General features: G+C 45.7%; 26 protein-coding genes. 9 read left to right on the forward strand and 17 right to left on the reverse strand.

Annotation, left to right across the window (positions count from 1 at the left end; translation table 11 throughout):
- Positions 1–107 precede the first annotated feature (107 nt).
- Genes JGK36_RS16240 through JGK36_RS16250 form a run of 3 tightly spaced genes read right to left on the reverse strand, consistent with a single transcriptional unit; the run spans position 108 to position 2,533 of the window.
- Entirely contained in the window at positions 108–593 is a 486-nt protein-coding gene (locus JGK36_RS16240) for an MFS transporter (protein WP_293197490.1), read from the reverse strand.
- A 40-nt stretch (positions 594–633) separates the two neighbouring features.
- Entirely contained in the window at positions 634–1,761 is a 1,128-nt protein-coding gene (locus tag JGK36_RS16245) for a transposase (protein ID WP_293184125.1), read from the reverse strand.
- A gap of 55 nt (positions 1,762–1,816) precedes the next feature.
- The gene (locus JGK36_RS16250; RefSeq protein WP_293197492.1) at positions 1,817–2,533 is read right to left on the reverse strand and encodes an MFS transporter; all 717 of its coding nucleotides are present in this window, start codon (positions 2,531–2,533) and stop codon (positions 1,817–1,819) included.
- Positions 2,534–3,064: 531 nt separating this feature from the next.
- On the opposite strand from JGK36_RS16250, the gene cas6 reads away from it, so the two are divergent.
- A complete protein-coding gene (gene cas6 / locus JGK36_RS16255) occupies positions 3,065–3,946 on the forward strand; it encodes a CRISPR-associated endoribonuclease Cas6 (RefSeq protein ID WP_293197493.1) in 882 nt (293 codons plus the stop codon).
- On the opposite strand, the gene JGK36_RS16260 is transcribed toward cas6, so the two are convergent.
- The 4 genes from JGK36_RS16260 to JGK36_RS16275 form a co-directional block, all read right to left on the reverse strand.
- Positions 3,947–4,273, reverse strand: coding sequence for an antibiotic biosynthesis monooxygenase (locus tag JGK36_RS16260; RefSeq protein WP_293184132.1), 327 nt, complete (start codon positions 4,271–4,273; stop codon positions 3,947–3,949).
- Positions 4,274–4,493: 220 nt separating this feature from the next.
- Positions 4,494–5,225, reverse strand: a complete 732-nt coding sequence (locus tag JGK36_RS16265) for a DevA family ABC transporter ATP-binding protein (RefSeq protein WP_293197508.1) — start codon at positions 5,223–5,225, stop codon at positions 4,494–4,496.
- A 121-nt stretch (positions 5,226–5,346) separates the two neighbouring features.
- Entirely contained in the window at positions 5,347–6,513 is a 1,167-nt protein-coding gene (devC, locus tag JGK36_RS16270; RefSeq protein WP_293197495.1) for an ABC transporter permease DevC, read from the reverse strand.
- A gap of 37 nt (positions 6,514–6,550) precedes the next feature.
- Positions 6,551–7,939 carry an HlyD family efflux transporter periplasmic adaptor subunit gene (locus JGK36_RS16275; protein ID WP_293197496.1) on the reverse strand — a complete coding sequence of 463 codons (1,389 nt, stop codon included), beginning with the start codon at positions 7,937–7,939 and terminating at the stop codon, positions 6,551–6,553.
- Between the two features lie 169 nt (positions 7,940–8,108).
- On the opposite strand from JGK36_RS16275, the gene JGK36_RS16280 reads away from it, so the two are divergent.
- The 3 genes from JGK36_RS16280 (at position 8,109) to JGK36_RS16290 (ending at position 10,150) form a co-directional block, all read left to right on the forward strand.
- Positions 8,109–8,582, forward strand: coding sequence for a MarR family winged helix-turn-helix transcriptional regulator (locus JGK36_RS16280; RefSeq protein ID WP_293197497.1), 474 nt, complete (start codon positions 8,109–8,111; stop codon positions 8,580–8,582).
- A gap of 704 nt (positions 8,583–9,286) precedes the next feature.
- On the forward strand, positions 9,287–9,757 hold the full coding sequence (locus JGK36_RS16285; protein ID WP_293197498.1) for a response regulator: 471 nt from the start codon (positions 9,287–9,289) through the stop codon (positions 9,755–9,757).
- 99 nt (positions 9,758–9,856) lie between these two features.
- Complete coding sequence (locus tag JGK36_RS16290) at positions 9,857–10,150, forward strand: DUF2103 domain-containing protein (RefSeq protein WP_293197500.1); 294 nt, start codon at positions 9,857–9,859, stop codon at positions 10,148–10,150.
- Here the strand turns inward: JGK36_RS16290 and JGK36_RS16295 are convergent.
- The 9 genes from JGK36_RS16295 to JGK36_RS16335 form a co-directional block, all read right to left on the reverse strand.
- Positions 10,139–10,765 (reverse strand): HEAT repeat domain-containing protein, encoded by a 627-nt coding sequence (locus tag JGK36_RS16295; RefSeq protein ID WP_293197502.1) that lies wholly within the window; start codon positions 10,763–10,765, stop codon positions 10,139–10,141. The two genes, JGK36_RS16290 and JGK36_RS16295, sit on opposite strands and share 12 nt — an antisense overlap.
- A gap of 174 nt (positions 10,766–10,939) precedes the next feature.
- On the reverse strand, positions 10,940–12,754 hold the full coding sequence (locus JGK36_RS16300) for a hypothetical protein (RefSeq protein ID WP_293197504.1): 1,815 nt from the start codon (positions 12,752–12,754) through the stop codon (positions 10,940–10,942).
- 402 nt (positions 12,755–13,156) lie between these two features.
- Complete coding sequence (locus tag JGK36_RS16305; RefSeq protein ID WP_293189842.1) at positions 13,157–13,996, reverse strand: HEAT repeat domain-containing protein; 840 nt, start codon at positions 13,994–13,996, stop codon at positions 13,157–13,159.
- A gap of 383 nt (positions 13,997–14,379) precedes the next feature.
- Positions 14,380–15,249, reverse strand: coding sequence for a phycobilisome linker polypeptide (locus JGK36_RS16310; RefSeq protein WP_293184144.1), 870 nt, complete (start codon positions 15,247–15,249; stop codon positions 14,380–14,382).
- A gap of 174 nt (positions 15,250–15,423) precedes the next feature.
- Positions 15,424–15,531, reverse strand: coding sequence for a phycobilisome linker polypeptide (locus JGK36_RS16315; RefSeq protein WP_293184146.1), 108 nt, complete (start codon positions 15,529–15,531; stop codon positions 15,424–15,426).
- 343 nt (positions 15,532–15,874) lie between these two features.
- The gene (locus JGK36_RS16320; protein WP_363319182.1) at positions 15,875–16,177 is read right to left on the reverse strand and encodes a phycobilisome rod-core linker polypeptide; all 303 of its coding nucleotides are present in this window, start codon (positions 16,175–16,177) and stop codon (positions 15,875–15,877) included.
- Between the two features lie 151 nt (positions 16,178–16,328).
- Positions 16,329–16,817, reverse strand: a complete 489-nt coding sequence (gene cpcA / locus JGK36_RS16325; RefSeq protein WP_293184148.1) for a phycocyanin subunit alpha — start codon at positions 16,815–16,817, stop codon at positions 16,329–16,331.
- A gap of 108 nt (positions 16,818–16,925) precedes the next feature.
- A complete protein-coding gene (locus JGK36_RS16330) occupies positions 16,926–17,444 on the reverse strand; it encodes a phycocyanin subunit beta (protein WP_293184150.1) in 519 nt (172 codons plus the stop codon).
- A gap of 534 nt (positions 17,445–17,978) precedes the next feature.
- On the reverse strand, positions 17,979–18,119 hold the full coding sequence (locus tag JGK36_RS16335; protein ID WP_293184152.1) for a hypothetical protein: 141 nt from the start codon (positions 18,117–18,119) through the stop codon (positions 17,979–17,981).
- Positions 18,120–18,172: 53 nt separating this feature from the next.
- On the opposite strand from JGK36_RS16335, the gene JGK36_RS16340 reads away from it, so the two are divergent.
- The 5 genes from JGK36_RS16340 to JGK36_RS16360 all read left to right on the forward strand — a co-directional run bounded on the left by JGK36_RS16340 (position 18,173) and on the right by JGK36_RS16360 (position 25,637).
- Positions 18,173–18,307, forward strand: a complete 135-nt coding sequence (locus JGK36_RS16340; RefSeq protein ID WP_293184154.1) for a hypothetical protein — start codon at positions 18,173–18,175, stop codon at positions 18,305–18,307.
- A 271-nt stretch (positions 18,308–18,578) separates the two neighbouring features.
- Positions 18,579–21,398, forward strand: a complete 2,820-nt coding sequence (locus JGK36_RS16345) for a cation-transporting P-type ATPase (RefSeq protein ID WP_293184156.1) — start codon at positions 18,579–18,581, stop codon at positions 21,396–21,398.
- 221 nt (positions 21,399–21,619) lie between these two features.
- Positions 21,620–22,873: a DNA replication/repair protein RecF gene (locus JGK36_RS16350; protein WP_293184158.1), complete on the forward strand. Its 1,254-nt coding sequence runs from the start codon at positions 21,620–21,622 to the stop codon at positions 22,871–22,873.
- 294 nt (positions 22,874–23,167) lie between these two features.
- Positions 23,168–23,566 carry a photosystem II protein Psb27 gene (gene psb27, locus JGK36_RS16355; RefSeq protein WP_293184160.1) on the forward strand — a complete coding sequence of 133 codons (399 nt, stop codon included), beginning with the start codon at positions 23,168–23,170 and terminating at the stop codon, positions 23,564–23,566.
- Positions 23,567–23,987: 421 nt separating this feature from the next.
- Complete coding sequence (locus JGK36_RS16360; protein ID WP_293184162.1) at positions 23,988–25,637, forward strand: family 10 glycosylhydrolase; 1,650 nt, start codon at positions 23,988–23,990, stop codon at positions 25,635–25,637.
- 106 nt (positions 25,638–25,743) lie between these two features.
- On the opposite strand, the gene JGK36_RS16365 is transcribed toward JGK36_RS16360, so the two are convergent.
- Positions 25,744–26,445 carry a Uma2 family endonuclease gene (locus JGK36_RS16365; RefSeq protein ID WP_293184164.1) on the reverse strand — a complete coding sequence of 234 codons (702 nt, stop codon included), beginning with the start codon at positions 26,443–26,445 and terminating at the stop codon, positions 25,744–25,746.
- Between the last annotated feature and the right edge of the window lie 52 nt (positions 26,446–26,497).

The following is a 26,497-nucleotide window of genomic DNA, read 5'->3' on the forward strand; positions in this document are numbered from 1 at the left end:
AAGCATCGGAATAAAATTGTTACAAAAATAACTTTTAAAAGTTTTGGTTGGCATCAAAATTCCCAAAAAATGAGCAGTCGATCGACCCGCCATACACAGCCTAGAAACTACCGGAACATGACTCCTAAAGTGATTGCTGCGGTTGCCAGCATCAATCCACCTGCTAGACCATAAGTTGTTCCTAAACTTACCCATTGGCTCAATGGTTGACTCACAAACGGTGAAATAAATTGACCTAGGAAAAAGCTGGTGGTAAGTCCGCCCAAAATTCGCCCTCGCAGAGATGCGGGAGTTGATGAAGTCAAACATACGTTCATATTTGGCATCAGTAACCCCACACCTAAACCAGCGATCGCCAAACCAATCAAAACCATCTCATAGGTGCGAGCCCAACTAATCACCAGATAACCAATCCCCATCAACCCAAAGGCGATCGCATAAATGTTCGTGAAGGTGAAACGAGCTTTCAGGCGTTGATAACTCAGGGCGCTGATCGAAGTAGCGAGAGTAGCAAGGGCGATCGCCAATCCACTTTGCGAAGCATTAGCACCCATTAACTGCTGAAGATAAAACGGAATCTGCACTGGAATCATTTGACATACTCCCCGGCGTAAACGCACGGGGATTCTAAGGTCAAACAGCAATTGCAGGCAAAACCTGTCTAACATCACCTAACTTAGCGGTCGATGCCCCAACCGCACAAATATTTCTAGCAGCATTTTCATCTCGTCCATTCACAGACTGACAAGATGGACAACGCCATTCTCTGACTGATAAATCCAGATTTTCTAGAACATGACCACAGGAAGAACAGGTTTTGCTAGATGGATACCATCGATCTATAAAAACAATGAGTTTTCCTTTCTTCTGGGCAACCCATTCTAAAATCTGGAGAAATTCTCCCAAAGCTAAATCTGATATCTTCCTACCCCATAACCTTTGCATTCCTTTCAAGCTCAAAGTCTCAAAACACAGGATATCAAATTTATCTGTCAGGTGATGGGCTAGTTTCCAGAACCAGTCAGTACGGTGATTTGAAACATCTTCATACTTACGAACTAAATTCTTTCTAGCCTTCTCTCGATTATTTGAACCTTTGACTTTCCTTGAGTGCTGACGACTAGCTTGCTTAATCTGGTTTAGGGATTGCTTGAGGAATTGGGGGGATTCAATCTTGGTTCCATCTGAAATAGTCAGAAAGGTTTTCAAGCCAAAATCAAATCCAGCGATTCTACTCGTCTCGGATTTGATTTTGGGTTCTCTTATTTCTTGGTCAACAACCACCATCATAAATAATTCCCCTAGGGGTGTGCGCTTAATGGTTAAGGTTTTGACTGTTCCTTCTATTTCTCTAGAGTTCCAATACTGATAAACCTGATTTCCAATCCTAACTCTATTGCCTAAGAGAAATTTGTATCCTGCTTGCTTGAGGGTGAAGGATTTGTATCTTCTAACTTTTTTGAATCCCGGTGGTCTTACCCCCTTTTTATGTTGCTTGAAAAATAGTTGGTAGGCTTTCTCAATGCGTTGACAGATATCCTGCACTGCTTGAGAGCCTACTATTTGCCAAAAGGGTTTACGCTTCCGCAGTTTGGCTAGATGAGCCTGAAGTTTGGAGCAGTTTAAGTGTTTTCCCCACATTCTGTAGTACCTTTTATGTAGGGCAATACAGTGGTTGTAGATAACTCCGGCGGCGTTAATTGACCGTTTGAGAAATCTATTCCGCTTATGTTGATACAGCTTAAACTTCAGGGTTTTCATGCTGGTATTTTATCTCAGATTCAGAGAAATTCAAAGAGAAATCAAGAGAAAGCCGTCAAGCGAAGGACGGGGCTTTATACCCAATTTTTCGGTAAAACACGATTTGAGTAAGCAGTGCAATACCGTAGGTTGTCAGTAGCAGCGTCCGCGGGACTGGCTCAGAGGCGATCGCACCCGTTTGTTGAACAGCATCTTGATGGCGATCTGGTTCAGGAAGTACCAGCAAAATCAATGGTAGAATCAACCACGCCATCAGGTAAATTAGAAACGGTTGCCGCCAATTGCGATCGGCCAAATAGCCGCCGAGGGTGAGAAAAATCATGCCGCCGAACCCCATGAAAGCTGCTTGCAATCCCAGGAATTGCGATCGAGCCGCACCGATGTAATAATCAGCAATCAGCGTGGTTGCAGTCGTCATAATACCTGCCACGCTGAAGCCCAGGAGCATCCGTCCCAGCAAAATTAGTCCAATTTGATCCAACAGGAAGCCAGAGCTGCCTGCGAAGCCATATAGAAACACAGATAAACCCAGCAAGCCTTTGCGCCCAAAGCGATCGATCGCAATTCCGGCAATCGGCGCACCGATCGCGATAAACAAAGCTGGGGCTGTCAACACCAATCTCACCCAATAATCGGCATTAGGAACAGCCGAAAAGTGCTGCCGCATTGCTGGGAGGGAAGGGGCGATCGTGGCTCCTGCCATCACGGTTAGGGTGCTGACTAGCAGCAGGGTTGCTTTAACGAGAAAAGTGTCAGAGCTGCGTGGTTTCATAGATTATGAGAGGAAATTATCTGCCTTTATCTGTGTGGATCTGCTTGTCATTTGCGATCGACCTATCAAATTGTTACATACCAAGATTTTTTTTCACCCATCTGCTTAGATCGACCCCAAATATCAGGCAGGTAAACACAGATGAGCGCAGATAATTTCAGGGTATTTTGGAGATAATGCAATTTCTGTCTATTCAAAATGGTTGACTAGGGTTTGAAGTCGATTATAATCTCACATCTTGTACCATTCTGAATAACAGACAAGATGCCTGTTCCACAAAGAATGGATTTCTTGTGGAATGGGCTTCTAGCCCGTTCCTAAAAAGCTAATTGGGAATGGTGCAAGACCTCAGTTATAATCCTACTTGACCAATGTATTCTGCTACAGAAGTTACTGCGAGCGGCGGATATTGAATCTTCGCAATATTTTCTAGCTTGCCCTTACCATAAACCATCGTGAATAGATACAAATCTTAAATTTAAAATCTAAAATCCTAACTTATTTTTTTGAAAAAAGCTATATAATTAAAAGATGCCTCACAGCCTGATTTTAAACCTACTGCCAGTTGCACCAATCCCATCCCAATTTTTAACGGGACGGCATCTCCACGCCTTATTTCTCAACCTTGTGAGTGCTGTAGACAGCGATTTGAGCGCGTACCTGCACGACCAATCAAACGAAAAAGCTTTCACATTAAGCCCTTTCCAAGTAAGCAGAAAAGAAACTTACAAAACTAGCAACCCACAGCCACAAAAGAGAGTTTTGCCTCCGGCTGCGCGCACTATTTTGCAGGCCCTACAGTGGGAACACAAGCAAGCAATTGGGGAAAATACAGCGATTTGGTGGCGCATTTCTCTGCTGGATGACGGTTTGTTCGATCGCCTAACTCAACTGTGGCAGCAACTCAACTTCGAGCGCCCGTGGCATCTGGGCCCGACAGATTTGTACGTGACTAACATTGTCAGCCAACCCACTGCAAACCAGCCGTGGGTAAACTTTTCCAGTTACGCCGAATTGTTTGACAAAGCTTCGGAAACTGAGCGCCAAATTGCGTTTACCTTCTGCACTCCTACTAATTTTCGGCAAGGCGTGTACGATAGTGCGATGCCAAGTAGAGAAAGTGTGTTTGGCAGTTTGGCAAATCGTTGGAACAAGTATAGCGAAATTGCGATCGAATCTACTTTCACAGAAGCTATTTTTCCCAGTTTCTTCGATATCCGCACCGAAGTTTGTACGGATTCTCGCAGTAAATTTATTGGTTGCGTCGGCGAGGTTAGTTACCGAATTATGGGAGATGTCAATCCGCTTGCTGTCAAGCAAATTAACGCTTTAGCAGATTTTGCACTTTACAGCGGAGTCGGGCGCAAGACGCCGATGGGAATGGGAATGACGCGCCGATTGCCAAATTTTTAATTATTCACTTTTCTGCTTAATTTCACTGACAATTTCATAAACATCAGTGTCGGGAATTTTTGCAAACAAAGGCGTCATCTGCTTCAATATTTGCTGATAAGATTCGCTTTGATTGGCAGCCATCTCTTCTACGCTTTCCCAAAAAATGATGGCAATACCTTTGTCTGTATTGGGCAATTGCAGCAGGTATGCTCCCTTAAAACCTGTGGCATAAGTCGCAACCGCTTTGCCAAAAAGTTCTTCGGCTTCTTTGAATTTTCCTGGTTTAAATTCGCCAATGGCAACGTAGGCAAACTGATGTCTGAGAAAGTCTAAAAATTCTGACATATCCTTTTCCTCAAAAAATCGTGATATACCAAGTTATATTTCAATAAAGTTCATTTAACACTGTTGCTCCCCCGGATATCCCCTAAATACCGTTGGTAGTAGGGGACTTTGAGCAAGTTCTTGTCCCACCCTTTTTAAGAGGGGTTAGGGGCGATCGGTCTTAACTGAACGGTATTAAGCTGTATTCTACCCGATCGCCAGAAGTTTGTGAATAGTAACTTTACAAAGCATTATCTTTGGTCAGACGACCATCTTCCATCAGAACAATGCGATCGGCAATATCTAAAATCCGGTTATCGTGCGTTACTAACAAAATTGTGCAACCCTGTTGCTTAGCCAGCTTCTGCATCATTTCTACCACATCTCGACCCGACTTTTTATCAAGTGCAGCAGTTGGTTCATCAGCTAAAATAATCTTGGGACGACTTACCAAAGCCCTGGCAATGGCTACGCGCTGTTTTTGTCCTCCAGAAAGATTGTCCGCATAGTAATCAATGCGATGTCCCAGCCCAACTTCTTCAAGAATATTAGCAGACATTCGATCGATATCTTCTCCCAGGCGATCGTCGTGCAATTCCAGAGACATTCGGACGTTCTGCTTGGCAGTTAAAAAAGTCAGCAAGTTATGTGCCTGAAAAATATAACCTATCTGGCGCCGCAAATACATCATTTGCTGCTTGCTTGCACCGCAAATCTCCTGTTCAAGAATTTTCAGGCTACCAGATTGTGCCGATCGCAAACCTCCCATCAACGTTAGTAAAGTTGTTTTTCCAGAACCCGAAGGCCCGGTCATAATCACAATTTCACCTGGATTAATATCGAGATTTATTTCAAATAAAACCTGTTTGCGAAGTTCTCCATCGCCAAAGTAGTGATTTAGGTTGCAAGCAGAAATTACAGGCTTATTTGATGCCGATACATCAATCTGATTTGAGGGATTTAAATTTTGCATCATTGCGATAAATCTCAGAAAGAATACATGAAGTTACAAGTCAATTTTTAGCGAGTAATTCAGATTTCCGGAATCTGAGAAATAAACTCCTAAATACAAACACTTTGATGGTGGGAATATTTCAGAAAATATCAGCCGGATCGGCTCCCTGCAATTTGCCCATAGCAACAGTGCCAGAAACGGTACACATGATAATAGTTAAAACCAGCACTAAAATAGCTCGATTAAAAGTCATGCCAATCGGCAATAGGGTAGCAATTCCAGCAATCACATACAATCCAGATGAAAGAATAAATCCTGGTATAAAACCCAAAAATGCCAGAATCAAAGATTCTTGAATCAGGATACCAACTAAGTAAGAATCGCTGTAGCCCATCGCTTTGAGGGTAGCGTATTCAGGTAAGTGATCGGATACGTCGGAATAGAGAATCTGATAAACAATCACAATCCCGACAATAAAACCAATCACTGTTCCAAATCCAAAAATAAAGCCGGTTGGGGTACTGCTAGACCAATATTTCTTTTCGCGATCGCCAAATTCAGTGCGCGTCAGTACCAAAACATCGGCTGGCAAGTGGTTTCGGAGTGCTGCTTGCAGTTGCTTGAGGTTTGCGCCCGGCTGTAATTCGATTAAACCGACATCTATTCGATCGGATCTGCGATCGGGAAATAGATGTAAAAAAGTAGAATCACTGACAAACATAGTACCGCTAGCCCCAAAGGATACTCCAAGATTAAATAATCCTGTAACCCATAGCTGTCTGTCATTAACTTGTACGGAGAGCGGATTGGATTGCTTGAAAAGACTGGTAATATCTCCAAATTCAGCGCGACTAGCTCTGTCAAAAAGCACTCGATCTAAAGGTTTAATTCGATCGGCTTGCTGATTCACTTCTGGTAAGTTAAATGCTGATTTTGCTGGGTCTAATCCAATAGTTAAAACTATGCGTTCCTGTTCTTTTTGTTCGGGATTTTGCCATTGAGAGCTACCCATGTATACGTGATTGATTGATTTGACGGCCTCAAAGCCTGCTGCTTGATATAGCCGTTCTTTGGGAAAAGATTTCAGTGATACTACGGTTTCAGATATGGGATTGATTAGGAATAAATCGCCGTGTAATAGGTTTTGAATGCTAGCGGCAGATTCGTAGAGTGTATCATTGAGTCCGAGTTGGACAAACATCAAGACATCAGCAAAAGCAATTCCTGCCAAGGCTACAGCAAGTCGCTGTTTTTCTCGTTTGACCTGAAGCCATGCTAGGGGTGTTCTGCGAAAAGATTTTAGCATTTTTGTTAAAGTTGATGAGTTGATATTCATGGAAAAGCTAAAAATCAATGGCTACCTGAACTTGCAAGTTAGTCAAATCTGCAACTCGCTTACTACCTTCAGCATTCAGGTTAATTCTGACTTCTACTACTCGACGGTCTAGATTCTCTCCAGGTGTATTGCTGCTAATTTCTTGCTGAGTAACTTGCAGTCCAATTTGTCTAACTATTCCAGATATTTCACCACTGAATGATTGACTGGTAATAATAACTTTTTGACCAGTACGAATTTTGCTGATATCAGTTTGATAGACTTCTGCAACTACTTGCATTCGATCGGTTTGACCCAAATCGGCGATACCTTTTGAGCCAACAACTTCTCCCGGTTTGGCGTAAATTTCGAGAATGCGACCTGCTGCGGGAGTGCGGATGTAGGCTTTTGTTAAGGAAGTTTCAGCGCGTTTGAGAGAGGCACGAGCGTTGCTAACTTCTGCTGCTGCTGCTTGTACGTCGGTGAAGCGAACTTCTGCTGTTTGTGAAAGCGTTGCTTTGGCTTCGTTAATTTGTTCTGCCAAAGTTGCGATTGTTTTGTCTCGGTTGGCTTTGGCTTCATTAATTTGTTCTGCCAAAGTTGCGATTGTTTTGTCTCGGTTGGCTTTGGCTTCATTAATTTGTTCTGCCAAAGTTGCGATCGCCCTCGATCGATTTGCTTGACTTTCCAAAAATTGTTGCGCGGAAGTTTCCGCACTCAGGCGTTTGCGATCGACTTCTTGACTAGAAACAGCGCCTTCTCGGTACAGCGATTCGTAGCGCTGCAAGTCCGATCGAGCATTTCGCGTCTCCGCCCCAACTCGATCGACTGTTGCCTTCAAAGCTTGTTTCTGTCCTTGCAGTTCGGCTCGCAAGCGATCGATCGCCGCTTCCTGAGCCGTACTTTCCCCTTCCAATTGAGCCGTCAAACGAGCAATTTCGGCTCGCTGAGCGCTAATTTGTCCTGCAAGTTCTGCTTGCAAGCGAGAAACCGTTGCCCGCCGCGCTGCAATTTCGCCCGGTTTCGCTCCTGCTTTAACTTGAGCTAGCTTTGCGCGAGCGATATTAACTTGTTCTTTGGCTTGTTGCACTTCATCTTCCAGCCGATCGCGCGAGTCCATAACTGCGATCGCCCGATCGGCCTCAACCCGATCGCCCCGCTGCACCAGCAGTTGAGATATGCGATCGTTGCTCATCACCGCTGGTACCGACACGCGAATTACTTCGCCCACCGGTTCTAAACGCCCCAAAGTCACAACTTGCTTCGGGATGGGAAGCGTCGGTGCTAATTCAGAGGGTTTACTCGTCGGCCCAAACTGCTGGATTGCATAGAAAGCCCCTCCGCCTGTAATCGCAATCGCGGCTAAGATTGGGGCGATCGTCCATCTACTTGACTTTGACAGTAAGTTAAGGTTCATGTGGATTCTGGTTGCGAGCAATCCTCAGGCGGCATCTGCGCGCGGAATGCAGCCTTAACAGGAACTCGACGTATCTCAATATGTTGATATTTGCCATCATATATCAACATATTGAGATATGCAACCAGAATCAGAAACTTTGTGCAAAAAAAGTCAGAATGTAAGATAAATGCCCGTCACAGCTTGCCTCAAGCACGAAGTCGAAGTGAATCAATCCTCCAATAAGTCCACAATCATCAATTTTCTGCAAAGCTACTGGGCAGTTAACGCTGCTTTCGAGACAAGGCTCTCGGCCTACGGGCTGAGCGGGCCGCAGTGGGACACGCTGCGAATTTTGCGGGAACATCCGGGGGCAAACGGTGCGGACATCGCCCGCTTTGCCCGCGTGAGTCCCCAAGCGGTAGCAACCATGTTGCAACGTTTGGAACAAGCAGGGCTAATTTTTCGCCGCGCACCTTCGCGGGGTCGATCGGTCAAAAGCTACATTACCCCGAGTGGTGAAGCACTGCTGCGCGAGGGCGATCGTATTGCCAATGAGATTGAAGCACAAATCTTGTCCGACTTTAGCAGCGAAGAACAAGAGCATTTCAACGATTATCTTCGCCGCTGCACGGCTAACGCGAACTCCGATCGAGTCGAGTAAGCTGTTGTGCATCTAGATTGTGTATGGTAATTCAGAGTCCGATAAGGACAGGATTTGACGATTGTTGTTCGGTACTCGAAATATACAATTTAAATGCACAACAGCTTAGTGCAAAATCCGGGTTAAAAACCCCTCTATTGTTGAATAGAGAGAGGAGAAAAATCAGCGTTCAGTAGTCGGAGCATCTCAGTTTTGTATTTTTTTACAAAAGTGAGATTCTCGATGCTCGCCTGGTAGTAAACCAGGATTTGTTCAACAGTTGACAGTTGACAGTTGACAGTTGACAGTTTGAGAGCGACCTCTACCTAGAAGTCCGAGGATTCGAGTAATGAATAGTCTGATTTTTATTTCTCCCTCAAAGGGAGAGGCTTTCAACCAATTATTTTTGAAAAAAACTTAATCCGCCGCGCGACTGAACAATTTTTATAGAACTTAGATACCGTGTAACAAATGATACTAATTACTGTTTTGGTATCCTCTTGATTCTTTAGTCTCCCTCTGATGGGAGGAGACTTTGACTCTCTAACGGTTTCAATGGCAGAGTTTTACCGGAGATTTTTAACACTTGCGATACCAGCGGAGACGAGAGAGCACTTAACCCATAAAAAACGGTTTTTTGCAATAACCCTATTGAATTTATTAACAGCCATCTGGGAAAATTATCACATAGAAATACAAACAAAATAAATAGCCAGACCCAACAAATGCCAAAAATATTAGTAATTGAAGACAATAACTTAATCCGAGAAACCGTTTTAGAAATTCTGAACTTGGGCGATTTTGAAGCTGTCGGCGCCGAAAACGGAAAACTTGGTGTCGAGTTAGCGATCGCCCAAATTCCCGATCTAATCTTGTCTGATGTCATGATGCCGGAATTCAACGGCTTTGAAGTTTTCGCGATTTTGCGATCGCACCCTGTAACCGCCAGCATTCCGTTTATTTTTCTGACAGCCTCCGAAATGGAAAAAGCCCTCGAACTCAAAGCAGACGGCTATCTCAAGAAACCTTGCAGCATGACAGAAATCCTCGGGGCGATCGCAACTCAACTAGAAAAACCGACAGTTACCAACCCAAAATATCAAAAAATACAAGACAATTCCGCGCGCTCAAATCTCAGCTCGCGCGCCAGGAATCAAAAATCTCGCTTTGAGATTGCATCGCTTTGCTCCCAATGACGCCCGCAGTAACATTACTGATACATAAATTCAGGGAATATCAAATTGGTTCCAGCCGGAGGTGACTTAGACTGGGTATGTTGATTTGGTAAAAAAGTCATGAAGGCACAACCCAAAGGCCGCCTAGTTTGGAATCACTCTACCCACCTTCCCGGTTTGATACCAATTTTAGAGCGCCTGACTCTCAGAATGGGCATTCAAACCGTTACCCCAGGTGTCATTAACAAAGTTAAAGGACACATCCCCCACATGACATTAAGAGTGTCAGTGCCCATTCGCGGGGGATTTAAAATCATTGCCAGACAGGGCAAAACCGTACAAGAAGTCTTTATATTAACCACTCTCACACAAAGGGACTTGGAAGAGACGATCGCCCAAACCCTAGCCAAATGACAATTTTTCCTTAGCAAGCAAAGCCCGGGCTCTAACTGCCAAAGTTTCATCGCTTTGGGCTATTTCCTCAAGTTTTGCCGAAACTTCCGCTAACCAATCCGGTTTAACAGTCGCAGCACCAGCCAAAGCTTGCAAACCTCCCGCCGCTGCGTAGCGAACCACCCATTCCGGATCTCGGGACGCTTGCAGCAGCGTTTTCACAGTGCGATTTTGAGCCTCTAAAACTTGTTCTGTCGGCATCAATTCCCAGCAAATCGTCCCCAAACCCCTAGCCGCCGCCCGCCGCACGCTCAAAGCAAAGTCATTCGCCGCCGCATCCAGCAAAATCTCTAAACCCCTAGGATCGCCAATTCCCGCCAAAGCCCGAACAGCCCAAGCTCTCGCTCCGTAATTGTAGCCGTCAAGCTGTTCTAGCAGCGGCAGCACCGCAGGTTCTCCGAGTTGAATTAGTCCGTCAACGGCGGCCACGGCGGCACCTGGGTTGTTGTAGCCGAGGACTGTAATTAAGGTAGGAATTGCTGCTTTTGAGTCAGCAGCCGCCAGTGCTTTGACTGCGTTTAACAAGCCTTCGGAAGAATCTGCTTGTTCGACGGCGCGAATTAGTTCTAATGCCATTTATTTATAGTATTTACCGTGACCATTGTAATTGTATGTTGGGTCGATCGCGCGATCGAACTTTTTGTTGCGTGGGTAAGGAGCGGTGATTAACTTGAAAAGCTTCCCCAGCTCGAAATAGGACAATCTTGGTTAAAGAGTCGAATTCGCCAAAAACTCGACTCCATACCTGCGCTAGGAATTCTTGCGCTGTGCATCCTCACCCTCTTGACGCTTCCTATAAGCCTTAGCCCAAGCATAGCGCTGCGGATCTTTTTTAAGCAGATATTCCACAACTTGCCGACGCTTATTCTCATCCTTAGTATTTTTGACAACCTGCTTGAGTTCGGAATCTATATCTTCTGATTCAGCACCGCGTTTAATTGCCTCCTTAAACCAACGCTCACCCTCTGAAAATTGACTCCGCTCAAAACAAATAGCTCCCATCAAAGTGTAAGGATGATGACTCTGAGGCTGATACTCAATAGCTTTGAGCGCGCACTTTTCAGCATCACCTAGTTTATGAATATCTCGGAAAGCACCGCCCCTCGTTGTTAGCAAAGCTGACTTGAGCTTATTTTCTTTGATTTGGTCGAAGTCCAGATTTTCTGTCACCTTCAATGCACTGTTTGGTTCATCTGCCTTGCGCCAATGACTGCTGGCGTTGGGCAAGTTCCATTTGTTTCCAGTGCGCTCATATTCCTGCTCATAGAAACACGCTTCAAGCCTGTGGTACGCTATAGCAATCCTTCCATGACTAGCTAAAAGTTTTTGTTGTATTAACTGAACAACTAACACAGGATCTAGACGCTCTTCTTTCTCCAATTTTACCATAATTGCGTAAAACGGATCGAAGGGGAAATCACGATCTATAATCCGATACTTGACCTTGAGAGCAGCAAATTTCTTTTCTTGTGCAAAAGTAATTATATCCTCACGTCCATTCTTTTGCAACCAATCAATATCAGCCTCACTTAACTGCTCTCCCGATTTGATCTTAGACTTGAGAATAGCCGCATATTTGTCAAGCGCAAGAGTAATTGTCTCAGTCAGTTTACGCTTTTTAAGAAAGTTAATATCCTGCTCACCTAGCTGATTGTCTAAATCAATTTTTTTAAGAACTTTATACAGATGGCTAGAGAGGGATGAATCCTCAGATTCATTAGCTTTATACTTAACTTTCAGTTCAGCAAAGTGTCGTGTCTGTTCTATCTCCAAAACAAGATTAAGCGTTTCGCTAAGTTGATGCTCTTCCAGCCAGTTAAGTTCTGACTCGCTCAACTGCTGATCTACCTCAAGATTTTTCAGGACTTGATAGAGCGGACTTGATGCAGATGTTTCTGGGTATTCACTAGCTTTGTACTTATCCTTGAGTTGGGCAAATTCAGCTTCCCATACAGCTTTTTGTTGCCCAAAAATTTCGAGAGTATCCACCAGTTTGTTATTGACAAGCCAGTTAGCCTCTACATCACTTAATATTTCTCCTGCATCCAGTTGCTTGAGGATTTGATACAAGGGGCTATCCAGTGAACAATCTGGATATTGAGTTGCTCGGTACTTAGCCTTTAGTGCAGCAAATCGCGCCATCTCTTCAACAATAGCAACTATTTCAGTAAGCCCCTGTTCTTGCAGGTATTTAACTTCTAAGTCAGTTAGCTTATTTTCTGAGTCAAGTTTCCAAAGGATAGGATACAAAGGACTGGATAGCCGTAAATCGCGATGTCTGGTTACTTTGAACTTAGACTTGAGTTGAGAAAATTTAGCATCTAGTTTTCTTGGTTCTTCAGCCTTACGTAGTGGCTCTTGCTCGATAGCTTCTATTGTTTCCAAAAGCTCATGCTCTAATAACCAATTCCACTCGAAGTCGGTAATTTCAAATTCTAAATCAGCTTTTCGCAGAATGAGATAGAGAAGACTAGAGGGAGATGAATCTTCATATTTTGTTGCTTGATACTTAGACTTCAGCACTGCAAAATGTTGCACCTGGACTTCAAAAGGATCGTTGCTCATGGTGAATCACCCGATTTATACTTCTAGCTGCTACACAACCATCTCCCAGCATTCCGCGATCGCCCGGAGTCAAAACCAAAACTTTTTTAACTGAGGACTTATGCAGATGGTAATATTATTTTAACACGAGCTATTTCACCAACTACAGCTATAAACCTCAGTATTTTTACTGAAATTTATAAAAATTCGTACCTAAAGCCTCGTTTTTAATTCCATCAAATCATCAGCCATCGGTTCACCCGAATAAAAGGGAGAAAATAGTAGTTCTCAACTGCCTGAAATACAGATAGGGGGTAGGGAAAGAGCACGGCGCTGTGTCCTGAAATCTGCTATGTCCTAAATATACGCCAGACAATTAAGAATCGCTAAAGCAATTCTATTGCAGTTATGAACGAATTTTTTTCAAAGTAAACTATCCATTAAGTTCATAACTTGGATAGCTTCATCTGACAAAGATAGTAATACTTGTTGATTGAGGTGATGCTCCAAAACTCCTTTTAGCGCAATCAATTTCATGCTATTTTCAGCTAAAGTTTCAGCAATAGCTGGCGCTGCGGGTAAATAGCCGATCGCCCCCAAGTCCATCAAAGCCGATCGCCTCAACTGCAAATTATCCCCATTCAAAGCAGTTACCAACCGCTCTCCGTAAATGCGATCGCCAGTCAACTGATACATCGCTCGCGCCGAAGCGTACTGCACCCGCTCCACAGAATGCTCTAAAAAAGGTGAAATTAGCGGTATTGCCTCTGTCGCTTCCAGCGTACCCAAAGCTTCAATTACCGAGTCGTAAGGCTGCACGAGGTGCGATTTTCCAGGCACTCGCAGGGCTACAGCTACGCCCCCATCTAAGAGTTTCATCAGCGGTGGAATGGAATCGCGATCGCCCAGCATTTCTAGAGCTTGAGCCGCCGCTTCCCGCACGTAATAATCCGCGCATTCCAAACAGCGAGTTAGCGCCGGCAAGGCTTGTTTATCGCCCAATTTTCCTAGAGCTCGTGCCGCATTTCGCAGTAGGGAATAGTCGCCGATTTTTGTCTGTTCTGATTCTTCTTGCAAGGCGGCAATCAAAGCTGCAATTGCTGCGGGTTCCTTGACTCGAAATCTGCCTACCCACCAAGCAGCATAATAGCGGAGACTGTAGTCTTGGGAGTGCAAATTTGCGATCGCCTGTTCTATTGTTAAAGACTCGCCCTCAGCTACACCCGCTGGTGGTGAGTCGGATTCATCATAATTCATAGTCATAATTCATAGTGATTAGGGAAATCGGCGATTGAAATCGCTGCTAGACAAACAAAACCCGCCTGCGCGGGTTGGGGAAACTCGGCGATTGAAATCGCGTCTAGACAAACGAAACCCGCCTGCGCGGGTTGGGGAAACTCGGCGATTAAAATCGCCCGTTCTAGCGGACTTTGCTATTAATTATGATCCGACGATGATGCAGGCAATGATTCTGCGATCGCACAGAACCGGACAATCATAAAAAATTGATTTCTGCATCTAGTCGGATTACACTAGCTATTAGACCTTAGCCAATGGCCATTAATCTCTAGTAAATTTACTAATGACTAACGACCGATGACTACTGTTCGCGAGCGGGGACAGCACTAATAACTGATGACTAACGACTAAATTGGAGTAATGCTGGCGATTTTCCCGCCCAAGCGTTGAAATTTCTGCATTTGCGAGGACAAATCCTCACCAGGTACGATAAACGCCTTGCTGCTGTGGCGCACCCTGGGATAGCCACCCGTCCGAATGCCCGACACTTCAACGCGGAAAAGCCGCCCTTCTTTACCGTAAGCTGCCGCACCACCAAAACCGCTGCTGGGAGTTACGTTTTGTGTCGAAGACCGGTATGCCCAACCTTCGTTGCCACCAGAAGGCCCAACTACAGCAGTAGCGCTGTTAGTGCCTAATTCGACAGCTAAGCGGGAGTTATTTCCTTCGAGTTGAGATGTATCGCTGTTGGCATAGCCGCGATATAGCCGGAACATCCGGGTAAAACCAACGGTTTTTTGACCTGTCTGAGTGTTAAAGCCCCGGTAGTAAGGGACGATATTATCACCGAAACTTTCTTGATACTCTACTGAATCGATGTAAGAATCAATATCAGCATCGTAGCCTTCTGTTTGGTACAAATCTAAGTGATAAATTACTTCAGATTCGTCGTAGGGAGCGCGACCGAGCAAGTGTTTGTAGTTTAGTTCGATCGTCCGAGTTTGGAAGCTGCTGTACAAAAACTTGGTTTTGTACAGTTCCGATTTTGCCACTGCCCGCACAAATTCTCGCACCGTTAAACTGCCGTCTCGCAGGAGAGATTCAGCACTTGTCAGGCGCTCGGATTTCATCAAATAGTCGTTGCCCAGCACCTGACGGTAAACTGCACGAATCACAGTTTCAATGTCGTCTTTGGTGTAGTTCGGGCGCAATTCTACCTTCGGCGCATCGCTCAATGCGGATGTTCCCAGTCTGGACGCTGCTGTGGAAATAGCCACCAGATTTTCTCCTAAATTAATAACAAAAATTTAAAGCTTGGTTGAACTTGAGATTTTTAGGACTAAGGCCAAGATGTGTCAAATTTGGGTGCACTCCCGGCGCAGCTTGTATGTACACATCAATTAATCCTAATTTGCTAAAGACGTTTCAAAAAACATCTTTACATACAAACTTTAAGCTGTGGTAATACTTACCACTTTGCCACCACGTTTGTTGATTTGCTGCAAGCGGGTCGAAAGTCGATCGTAAGACACGAGATATTCGGTAGTTCTACACCGCACTTGGGGTGAAAACTTAGCCGCCGAACCTTCGATTCAAAAAACTTTTTCCGTTGACACTCTCAGCGCTCTTCGCGACTGAGATTCTTAAGAAATTTCGTTCTTAATATCCCTATTGCTAGGGTTCCTGGGCGCAATCCTCTTACCAAAAAATGGTGGGCTGCTATCCTTGCCTTTGGGCAAGCTCCTCAAGCGTTTAAGGGGCTAAGCCCTTGGTAACGCGAGAGTCCCCGCGTACCTTTAATATATGGTAGGAATTTGCTTCTCAGGTTTGCACCTGTGTATCCATCCCAACAATAGAGTGTAACGGCAAAAGCCCTTTTTACACTGCTAAAAATGTGAAAAATCAAGAAAGATTCACGGCGGTTAAAACCGCCCGTGCCGCTTTCATGGAAGGTCTAAAGACTCGCTCGTTTTCCGCTTGCCGAACTTTTTTTATAAGTTTCGGACTCAGGAACTCCCGCACAAAATCTTTAACTGAAATCTGCCCTTCCAGCAGGAAAGATTTGGCACTGGTAACTCGTTCGCTCGACATTAAATACTCGTTACCGAAAACTTGGCTGTAAGCGACACAAATTACTGCTTTCGCATCGTCTTGCGTCCACCGAGGGCGCAGTTCTACTCGTCTCGCTTTTTCAAATGCTTTTATTCCTAACTTTTCTGCTTTTCATGCTTGAAAAACTAAAAAGTTCTGAAAAAAGTATTTGGAAGACTCCGCTAAGATCGCAGATGCCCGGAATCGTAAACAACAGTTAACACTCAAGCTAACAGCAGCTTACATTTCCGGGCATCACGCAAATCTAGCTTAGAGCGTTGACTGCGTAGTCGAGGTAGGAATTGGCTTCAGTTGCAGCATCGCCACTCAAACCGTGGTTGGCTTTGATGTACTTGAGAGCTTCAACATACCAGCTAGGAGACAATTCAAATGTCCGGTTGATTTCGTCAATACCTGCAATCAGGTACTCATCCATTGGACCTGTGCCGCCTGCAACTAAGCAGTAGGTTACCATCCGCAGGTAGTAGCCGATGTCGCGGGAGCACTTAGCTTTACCGGTTGAGGTAGAAGCGTAGTTTGGCCCTTGCATTTGTTGAGTGTACGGGAACTTGTTGTACACAGCTTGAGCTGCACCGTCGATCAAGCGCGCAGAGTTGGCGCTCAAAGACTTGGCTGCTTCCAAACCTGCTGCTGCTTGGCGGAAACGACCGAAGGCTACTTGCAATTCGGTGCTGCTCAGGAAGCGACCTTGAGAATCGGCGGCGGTTACTGCTTCAGTCAAAGGGGTTTTCATTGTTCTGGTGTCTCCCTAATGTTTTGTTTTGTTTGTACCAAAATGATTGCTTGCAAATAATGCGATCGCTCGCTTCTTTACAGGAAGAAATGTTCGGGCTCGCTATTTTTAGCCGACTGCATTAGCTGCGCGGTCGAAGTAGCTGCCGATTTCGGACATCAGCGAGCTGCAATCACCACGGGTAATGCCGTTGGGGTCGTTAGCAAGCGCGATCGCTGCTTCTTTCATTTTTTGTACGCCGGTTGCAACGGATGCACCTGGAGTTCCCAGAGCTTGGTATGTTTCGCGCAGACCGTTCAAGCAACGATCGTCCAAAACGCTGGCGTCGCCTGCAAATGTGGCGTAGGTTACGTAGCGCAAGATGATTTCCATGTCGCGCAAGCAAGCTGCCATGCGGCGGCTGGTGTATGCGTTGCCACCGGGGGCGATCAACTGAGGCTGTTCAGCAAACAAAGAGCGAGCTGCATTAGCGACGATTGTGGATGCGTTACCGGTGATGCGGTTTACTGCGTCAATCCGCTTGTTGGCGTCAGAAACCATGCTGCTGAGAGCATCTAGTTGGCCAGCAGCCAAAAATTCGCCGCGAGCGTCTGCTTGGGAAACCACTTTTGTAAATGCGTCAAACATGAACGAACTCTCCTACTTTGAGTTAATTGAGTTTGGTTGCGGTATAAAACCGTTAAGTTAAATTTGTTCAGGCTGTTGGGCCTGCAAGGGTTGAAGGTTGACGCCAGCTACTGCGCTGGCCGGCTCGATCTCTCCCTTTCCGCTACCTTCACTATTGTGACATTGCAACGGACATTTAAGAAACCTTAGAAAATTTTACATCTTTTATGAGATGCGACAAACCTTGTCAATCAGTGTTTTTGTTAACTTTCGCCTGTCGTTTCAACCCTCTGATAACCTTTATACAATGCTGGTTCCTCTTTGTTTATTACAAATTATTACGAAAACTTATTTCTGTGAGAAGGTAAATCGATGTGGGGCAAGTGGTGGCAAATCTAATCCCTGGGATAGATGCCAGATTGCAGCGGTAAACTGCCGATCGAGAGATTGTCTGTGATATTCGAGGGTTCGATGGGGAGAAAATCCGATGGGATTCGGGGATTAGGGCAGACAGGGAAAGGATTTGACGAGTTTCGATCCCTTGAAATATAGAATTCAAATGCAGCACAACATAAGTCTAGAGTTGGCTTCGATCGCCCTTTTTGTCACTCTGCCATCGCCCTGAATTGTCCCGTGGGCCGATCGCCTCTGTTGGCTTTCCCAGGGCAAAGCCGAATAGTGAAGAAAAGTTAACAAAATTTAAGTTTTGCTAAAACAAGCCCGGGGGAATAGGGAAAAAAGCAAAAATTATGTCCGATGCAGGATGTCGGCAGAATGTGGTGTTGGTAAAATCCAACAGATTGGCAGGGCGATCGGCACAACCTCAGCTTTTGAACGAAATATCACCATTTAAAGACAAAACTCAGCCGCTGGGTCTTGGGTAAAAGCCGGAGAAATTGCTAATTTTTAGTTGTAAGGTGGATAAGTGCTATCAGCGGTAGGTCTACAAACGGTGCGAGAGAGCCGCCAGACGCAGTGAAGTTGACAGCTTCCTGCTCTCTCGGCATCGAACCGGGGCCCAATACGAGTCTCAAGTTCAGCAGTTTTTGATTCAGAACTCAAAACTAAAAACTCTTTTACTGCCATCAGCCACATTCATCGGCTGTAACTTGTTCGGCCGCAGTCCCCTAATTGCCCCATGCTCGATCGTAATTTATGTCTTCAAATTCTCCATCTTCTTGGCACACCGTACCAATTGATAAAACCCTCCAGCAGCTAAGCAGTAACAAAGACGGGGGCTTGAGCAGCCAACAGGTGTCCGAACGCTTGCAGCAATACGGCCCCAATGAACTCGAAGAAACAGGAGGCCGCAGTGCTTGGTCGATTTTTGTCGATCAGTTCACCAACATCATGTTGTTGATGCTGATAGGTGTGGCGGTGGTTTCTGCATTCTTAGATATCAGGTCAAATACTTTTCCGAAAGATGCGATCGCCATTTTTGCGATCGTCATACTCAACGGCATTCTCGGCTATTTCCAAGAGCAAAGTGCCGAAAAAGCCCTCGCAGCCCTCAAAAACCTCTCTTCCCCCCTAGTCCGAGTCCTGCGGGACGGCAAAACTTCGGAAATCGCAGCCAAGGAACTCGTACCCGGAGACGTGATGCTGTTGGAGGCTGGGGTAAAAATAGCAGCAGACGGGCGCTTGATCGAAGCTTCCAACCTGCAAGTCAGAGAATCTGCTTTGACGGGAGAAGCGATCGCAGCTACCAAACAAGCCGATCTCGAACTTCCCGAAGATGCTTCGTTGGGCGATCGACTCAACCTGATTTTTCAGGGGACAGAAGTTGTTCAGGGACGGGCCAAGGCGATCGTCACCAACACCGGAATGCAAACGGAATTGGGCAAAATTGCCGCCATGCTTCAGTCAGTAGAAACCGAACCAACTCCCCTACAACAGCGGATGGGACAGTTGGGAAATGTTCTAGTCTCCGGCGCCCTAGGCTTAGTGGCAATTGTCGTCATCGGTGGGATGATTACCTTCAACAACGGCAGCATTGGGTTCGATACCAGCAGATTTGAAGAATTGTTAGAAGTTTCTCTCAGCATGGCTGTGGCTGTCGTTCCCGAAGGACTTGCGGCCGTCGTCACAGTTACTTTGGCGCTGGGAACTAGGCGGATGGTGAAGCGAAACGCTCTAATTCGCAAACTGCCGGCTGTAGAAACTTTGGGTTCGGTAACAACCATTTGTTCCGACAAAACAGGTACTCTGACTCAAAATAAAATGGTAGTGCAGCTACTATCTACAGGCGACTGCACTATCAGTGTTGCAGGCGACGGCTATGCCCCGATCGGAGATTTTACCGATCGGCATACCTCGACCCAAATTAATAATTTAGAAGAATATCCAGAACTCGAATCTTTATTAATTGCTTGTGCAGTTTGCAACGACGCAGTATTGCAGCACGAACAGCAAGAATGGAAGATTTTGGGCGATCCTACGGAAGGAGCTCTGCTATCTTTAGCGGGAAAAGCAGGCATTTATAGGGAAAAACAGTCTCAATTGCTGCCGCGCACGGCGGAGTTTCCTTTTTCTTCCGAACGCAAGCGGATGAGCGTAATTTGCGAAGTACCCGGACATTCGGGACATTCGGGCTTTCCCGCACCAAACGGACAGCAGCAGAATTATTTGATGCTGACGAAAGGTTCTCCCGAGTTGACTTTGGAGCGCTGTCAAGGAATTATAGTCGGCGATCGAGTACAACCTTTAAACCAGGAAATGCGCGATCGCATCCTCGCCGAAAACAATAACATGGCAAGCGGGGGTTTGCGAGTCCTCGGGTTTGCATACAAAATCTGGGAAAACGTGCCGCCCGAAGGTTCCGAGGAAATCAGCGAACAAGAGATGATTTGGCTGGGACTCGTCAGTATGCTTGACGCGCCGCGCCCGGAAGTACGGGAAGCCGTGGTGAAGTGCCGCGATGCAGGGATTCGGGTGGTGATGATTACAGGAGATCACCAGTTGACGGCACAGGCGATCGCCTACGATTTAGGTATTGCGACAGAGGGCGATCGAGTTCTCACCGGTCAAGAATTAGAAAAGCTCAGTCAAGAACAACTAAAACAACAAGTCGAACACGTCAGCGTTTACGCCCGCGTCTCCCCCGAACACAAATTGCGGATTGTCCAAGCTTTGCAAAGTTTAGGCAAATTTGTCGCCATGACAGGCGACGGAGTTAACGACGCGCCCGCCTTGAAACAAGCCGATATCGGCATTGCAATGGGGATTACCGGCACCGATGTCAGTAAAGAAGCTAGCGATATGGTACTCCTCGACGACAACTTCGCAACTATTGTCGCCGCCGCCGAAGAAGGGCGAGTCGTTTATACCAACATTCGCCGCTTTATTAAGTACATTTTGGGCAGCAACATCGGCGAAGTTTTGACAATTGCCGCTGCACCTTTATTGGGTTTGGGAGGAGTACCGCTGACGCCCCTCCAAATTTTGTGGATGAACTTAGTAACAGATGGCGTTCCGGCTTTGGCCTTAGCCGTGGAACCAGCCGAACCAAACGTGATGAGAAAACCTCCTTTCAGTCCGCGCGAAAGTATTTTTGCCCGGGGTTTGGGTTCTTACATGATTCGGATCGGGATTATCTTTGCAATTTTGACGATCGCGATGATGTCCTGGGCTTACGGATATACTCACACTCCCGGACACGGCGATCCAGATGCTTGGAAAACCATGGTATTTACTACTCTGTGTTTAGCGCAAATGGGTCATGCGATCGCAATTCGATCTAACACTCAGCTAACGATCGAGTTAAATCCCTTCACTAATGTTTTTGTGTGGGGAGCTGTGATTGTGACTACTGCTTTGCAATTAATGTTGATTTACGTTCCACCGCTGAGAGCATTTTTCGGAACTCACTATTTAACGCCTTTTGAATTGATGATTTGCTTCGGATTCAGCGCCCTAATGTTTGTCTGGATTGAAATGGAAAAACTGTTCGTGCGCTTATACAAAGCTCGCAAATAGTGTTAACGGCTGACGGATAATGAGCGCTGTTTCATTATTCGTTAGGTCGCTGACACTTGGCAAGATTTTCAACACCATCAAGTCATAGCAAGCACAACGATCCGCAAAAAATGGAATTCCACCGATTTGCCCTTGAATTAGGTAAGGTGCCCAATGCACACCCTACGATGACTGTATTACCAATAACTAATAACGAATAACAACTAACCAATAACAATATTATGTATTTGAAAACACTGCACCTACGGCAGTTTCGCAACTACTTCGATCAAAAGGTAGCCTTTGACGCTCCCAAAACCATATTAGTAGGAAATAACGCCCAAGGCAAATCTAACCTGTTAGAAGCGGTAGAGTTGCTTTCGACATTAAAAAGCCACAGAGTATCGCGCGATCGCGACTTAATCCTCGACTCAAAGCCGATCGCCCAAATAGATGCTACACTCGAACGTCAAACCGGAGCGATCGACTTATCTTTAACACTGCGCTCCGGGGCGCGCCGCAGCCTGAAGCTCAACGGCGAACCGCTGCGCCGCCATTTAGACTTCTTGAGCGTCATCAATGTAGTACAATTTTCCTGTTTGGATTTAGACTTAGTGCGCGGCGGGCCCGAAGGAAGGCGCAACTGGATCGATCGGCTAGTCATCCAACTAGAGCCGATTTACGCTCACATTTTGCACCAGTACAACCAAATTTTGCGCCAGCGAAACGCTCTGTTAAAACGTTCTAGAGAAACCAGAAAAACAGAATTTTCCCAAAGTTTGGACAAAATGCGATTTATCGGATCTGAAACTCCCGAAGACCAAAATATCGCAGAATCCCCAATGCCCAATGCCCCATTCCCAATGCCCAATGCCCAATCCCCCATTCCCAGTTCAGAATTAGCCTTGTGGGACGCACAGTTGGCGACAGCCGGGGCTCGGGTAATCCGCAGGCGCGATCGTATTTTGGAACGTTTGATGCCTTTAGCGCGCAATTGGCACGGTTCAATTAGCGGTTCCACAGAAGTTTTAGATGTCAAATACGATGCTAATATTGAAGTCAGCTCGGAATTAATCGGTAAAGACAATCTCGAAGGAGTGCGGCAAGCATTTTTAGAGAAAATTCAAAAAAGGGCGATCGCAGAACAATTTCAAGGAACCACCTTAGTCGGCCCGCACCGCGACGACATTACATTTACAATTAACAATACTCCAGCGCGCCAGTACGCATCCCAAGGTCAGCAGCGAACTCTCGTACTAGCATTAAAATTAGCCGAATTGCAGCTTATTGAAGAAGTCGTGGGCGAAGCACCTTTACTATTGCTCGACGACGTACTTGCAGAACTCGATCTGAGCCGCCAAAATCAACTTTTAGAAACAATTCAAGAACGATTTCAAACTCTGATTACTACCACTCACCTAGGCGCTTTTGACAGTCAGTGGCTGCGCCAGACTCAAATTCTATCCGTCGTTTCCGGACAAATCAATCAATTTTAGATTTGAGAGTTGAGATTGATAAATCATATTATGTCTGCTCACTTATCCCTAATAAAAATAGTTTGTAGTGAGGACTTTAGTCCTAGTAGTGGATGCGGACTAAAGCCCGAACGATCAAACCAATTTGATTGTGGTCGTTCGAGCGGATATGATATCAATCTATGTGAGATTGACAAATTTTACTTTTCATGGTATCCATGCAAAAATCTTGAAAAGTTGACATAATTAGGTCAATTCGAGATAGGATAAAGGTTAATTTTGATTGCCGCTTTCGCCTCCATTTTTCTAAGCCTTATGAAGCATTACATTTCCCGTCTGTTAGCTCTGGTATTAGTTGTTGTCATCGGCGTAGCAGGCTGTACCAATGTTCCTGCCACTCTGAGCGGAGACTACAGCAAAGATACATTAGCATTAGTCACCAGCTTGAGAACAGCGCTTACTTTGCCAGAAGGCACGCCGGAAAAAGCAGCCGCTCAAGCCACTGCTCGCACAAGTATCAATGATTTTTTCGCAGCATACCGCCGCGATCCCGCTCTTACAAAGCTGGCATCTTTCACCACAATGCGGACGGCATTAAACTCTTTGGCTGGACATTACAGTTCCTATCCAAACCGTCCCGTTCCTGAAAAGTTGAAAAAACGTCTTGAGTCGGAATTTCAGCAAGTAGAATCTGCTCTCAATAGAGGAGCTTAATCTCAAACATTAGGGATAAAAGATAATTTGAATAATTCATCTTTTATCCTTAATATTTGATAATCAACAATTTTTAGTAGAAATATCAACTGCTTTTAGCGCCGGCTGTACCCAGGCGCTTTTTTTGCAGGATTTTGCTGTAGGGTTAGCCGCCATTGACATTTGCATTGTGCGATCGACTTGTGCCATAACTAGGTCAGTCCATTTTAGATTTGAGATTGACTGACTCCACAGATTAGTCTGGGAAATTTAACTTTGATCTAAGATTAGGGTTCTCCACAACTCGATTGGGGGGCTTGCACCTGTTGTTGGACGGGGTAAACCTAAAAAAAAGTAGAAAATTTGTAGCTGTGCGTCTGCGCGATCGCCAAAAATGCGATCGCCACCCAATTTCAACTAAAAAACCAGATTCAATTATCCCATGAAAATTGCACCAACTCGCATCGCCAACTTTCAATCCCAGCGACGCTGTTTAAGTGCGGTAACTGCTGTTTTAACCAGTAGCTTCATCAGCCAGCTTGTTTTGCCATTTATCGAAAATCAACCAGCTTTTGCCGAAACATCAGCCTATTGTCAATTATCCAAAGAGCAAGTCAATCAAAAAGAAGACTTGCGCCGCGCCGCCCTGTCAGGAAAACCGGAATCCCAGCAAGCATATTTTGCCGTCTTGAGCAAACACGCACGGGAAATCGCAGAATGCCGCCAAAAAACTTGGCCCGAAACCCAAGCAGTTTGGTTGCGTTTATATCCCTGCGATGTCAGGCCCGGAGAGATCGATCGCGTATTAGACAAAGTTGTCAACAAAGGCTACAATCAAGTCTACGTCGAAGTGTTTTACGACGGTCAAGTGCTCCTCCCAGCCGCAGATAATCCAACTGCTTGGCCTTCGGTTTTGCGAAATCGCGGCTACGAAAAGTATGATTTGTTGGAAAAGGCGATCGCCAAAGGCAAACAGCGAGGATTAAAAGTATACGCCTGGTTATTTACCATGAACTTTGGCTATACCTATGCTCAGCGTTCCGACAGACAGCAAACCCTCGCCCTCAACGGCAAAAATCAGACAAGTTTAACAGTAATTCAAGACGCAGGTTTAGACGACCAAACCGGAGAAAGTCACGCCACCCACGCCTTTGTCGATCCCTACAATCCGCAAGCAAAGCAAGACTATAGTTTGTTAGTAAATCAAATAGTCAAGCGCAGGCCGCAAGGAATGTTATTCGACTACATTCGTTATGTGCGGGGCGTCGGGCCTGCCTCAGTTGCTACCAAAGTTCAAGACTTGTGGATTTACGGTTCAGCATCACAGCAAATGCTTTTACAGCGGGCTAACAATCAGCAAGGACGAGATTTAATTCAGCGATATTTGACTAAAGGATTTATCAATACTAATGACGTTCAAGCAGTAGTCAAACAGTATCCAACCGAGCAAGAACCTCTTTGGCAGGGGCGAATTCCGCGAGCGATACCAGTAGCAACTCCAGCTTCTAGAAGAGGGAATAGCACATCAAAAGCAGCTTCAATAACTCCCGCTACCAAATCGCAAAACCCTGCAACTCCCACACCAAAACCGACACCAACACGGCCGCTTCCCGATACCGGCATTCTGCAAAAAGACCTCTGGCAACTGAGCGTTGCTCACGCAGTCCAAGGAATTTTAGATTTTTTTGGGATGGCGACTCAACCAGCTCAAAGAATGGGGATTCCTGTAGGAGCGGTGTTTTTTCCTAATGGAAATGAAAAGATAAATCAAGGGGGATTTGATTCGAGATTGCAGCCTTGGGACAGGTTTCCGGCTGGGGTGGAATTCCACGCGATGTCTTACGGCAATTGTGGGAATGTAAGCTGCATTGTGCCGCAGGTGCAGCGGACGTTGAGTTTAGCGCCTCCGGGAGCAAAAATCATTCCTGCTATTGCCGGAGATTGGGGAAAATCTCTGAAAAATCGTCCGTCTTTGGAGATTCAAATGCGGGCAATTCGTGCTGCAACGCCGCAAATTAATGCGGTGAGCCATTTTTCTTTTGGGTGGCAAGAACCGGAGGATGAAAGGGCGCGGCAAACTTGTCGGTTTTAGGAAATAATATCAAATGGGGGTTGATTATCGGCTTGATTGCTCGGCGGTTGAAACCGCGACTCTACAAACGAAGTCTGCCTCCGCAGACTAAGAGATTGAGGGATATTTAAGCAGGATTTGGGAATGTGGCTAACTGTTGGACAAACTCTTGATGTGCATCACTGTTTAATCCGGTTTGGAGGGTTGCGAGCGCACTTGGCATATCCCCGTCTAAAAGTGCTGAAACGGCCAGCCACAGCCCCGGAAAAACTCGGCTGCGGATAATTCCTGCTGCATCGGGGACAAGAGAAATATATTCTTCTTCCTGCAAGGAAAACCAATCGATCCGGCGATCCGTTACTTGCCAAACCAGATATTCTTTCACCTTGCTGCGGCGGTAAACTCGCTTTTTGTCCCGTAGGTCGATCGTAGCGGTACTTGCAGAAATTTCAGCAACAAATTCGGGTGCACCTTCGATATAGCCGTCATCGCTAAGGCAAGTTTGGCCGCCGCGTTGAGCATCAATTAGCAGTACAGCATCGGGTTGGGGTTCGTTATCTACATCGAGGCGCACAGTGGGATTATCGCCCAGACGCACGCCTGGAGTAGCAATTTTGTAAGTCCACAGCCAGCCCATTAAATCGGCATGGGGTTCGGCGTGGGGTTCAAAGCGTAAGGGTGAAGCCATATAAACAATTCCTTCAATCAATTCTGCTTTTTTGAGTGCTGGCATGGCTGTGTAGCGCCGCTCGAATTCGGCACGGGTAAGCAAATCGCCATTTTCCAAAGGGGGGATCGTAATGCGGCTGAGATTTGCCGGAGCAATCATGGCTTTTCTCCTATTATGATGTGTCGGTATCTTAGATTTTAACTAATTTTAG

This window comes from Microcoleus sp. PH2017_35_SFW_U_B, assembly GCF_020737865.1.
In the GTDB taxonomy this organism is placed as follows: domain Bacteria; phylum Cyanobacteriota; class Cyanobacteriia; order Cyanobacteriales; family Microcoleaceae; genus Microcoleus.

What these genes read in the sequence shown, in the direction of transcription:
- devC (WP_293197495.1), bottom strand. Translation starts at nt 6,513, where the DNA reads ATGCTAAAATCTTTTCGCAGAACACCCCTAGCATGGCTTCAGGTCAAA.
- JGK36_RS16290 (WP_293197500.1), top strand. Translation starts at nt 9,857, where the DNA reads ATGAAGGCACAACCCAAAGGCCGCCTAGTTTGGAATCACTCTACCCAC.
- JGK36_RS16345 (WP_293184156.1), top strand. Translation starts at nt 18,579, where the DNA reads ATGTCTTCAAATTCTCCATCTTCTTGGCACACCGTACCAATTGATAAA.
- JGK36_RS16280 (WP_293197497.1), top strand. Translation starts at nt 8,109, where the DNA reads ATGCCCGTCACAGCTTGCCTCAAGCACGAAGTCGAAGTGAATCAATCC.
- cas6 (WP_293197493.1), top strand. Translation starts at nt 3,065, where the DNA reads ATGCCTCACAGCCTGATTTTAAACCTACTGCCAGTTGCACCAATCCCA.
- JGK36_RS16250 (WP_293197492.1), bottom strand. Translation starts at nt 2,533, where the DNA reads ATGAAACCACGCAGCTCTGACACTTTTCTCGTTAAAGCAACCCTGCTG.
- JGK36_RS16240 (WP_293197490.1), bottom strand. Translation starts at nt 593, where the DNA reads ATGATTCCAGTGCAGATTCCGTTTTATCTTCAGCAGTTAATGGGTGCT.
- JGK36_RS16365 (WP_293184164.1), bottom strand. Translation starts at nt 26,445, where the DNA reads ATGATTGCTCCGGCAAATCTCAGCCGCATTACGATCCCCCCTTTGGAA.
- JGK36_RS16260 (WP_293184132.1), bottom strand. Translation starts at nt 4,273, where the DNA reads ATGTCAGAATTTTTAGACTTTCTCAGACATCAGTTTGCCTACGTTGCC.
- JGK36_RS16305 (WP_293189842.1), bottom strand. Translation starts at nt 13,996, where the DNA reads ATGACTATGAATTATGATGAATCCGACTCACCACCAGCGGGTGTAGCT.
- JGK36_RS16360 (WP_293184162.1), top strand. Translation starts at nt 23,988, where the DNA reads ATGAAAATTGCACCAACTCGCATCGCCAACTTTCAATCCCAGCGACGC.
- JGK36_RS16245 (WP_293184125.1), bottom strand. Translation starts at nt 1,761, where the DNA reads ATGAAAACCCTGAAGTTTAAGCTGTATCAACATAAGCGGAATAGATTT.
- JGK36_RS16330 (WP_293184150.1), bottom strand. Translation starts at nt 17,444, where the DNA reads ATGTTTGACGCATTTACAAAAGTGGTTTCCCAAGCAGACGCTCGCGGC.
- JGK36_RS16295 (WP_293197502.1), bottom strand. Translation starts at nt 10,765, where the DNA reads ATGGCATTAGAACTAATTCGCGCCGTCGAACAAGCAGATTCTTCCGAA.
- JGK36_RS16350 (WP_293184158.1), top strand. Translation starts at nt 21,620, where the DNA reads ATGTATTTGAAAACACTGCACCTACGGCAGTTTCGCAACTACTTCGAT.
- psb27 (WP_293184160.1), top strand. Translation starts at nt 23,168, where the DNA reads ATGAAGCATTACATTTCCCGTCTGTTAGCTCTGGTATTAGTTGTTGTC.
- JGK36_RS16285 (WP_293197498.1), top strand. Translation starts at nt 9,287, where the DNA reads ATGCCAAAAATATTAGTAATTGAAGACAATAACTTAATCCGAGAAACC.
- JGK36_RS16300 (WP_293197504.1), bottom strand. Translation starts at nt 12,754, where the DNA reads ATGAGCAACGATCCTTTTGAAGTCCAGGTGCAACATTTTGCAGTGCTG.
- JGK36_RS16275 (WP_293197496.1), bottom strand. Translation starts at nt 7,939, where the DNA reads ATGAACCTTAACTTACTGTCAAAGTCAAGTAGATGGACGATCGCCCCA.
- JGK36_RS16265 (WP_293197508.1), bottom strand. Translation starts at nt 5,225, where the DNA reads ATGCAAAATTTAAATCCCTCAAATCAGATTGATGTATCGGCATCAAAT.
- JGK36_RS16340 (WP_293184154.1), top strand. Translation starts at nt 18,173, where the DNA reads ATGTCCGATGCAGGATGTCGGCAGAATGTGGTGTTGGTAAAATCCAAC.
- cpcA (WP_293184148.1), bottom strand. Translation starts at nt 16,817, where the DNA reads ATGAAAACCCCTTTGACTGAAGCAGTAACCGCCGCCGATTCTCAAGGT.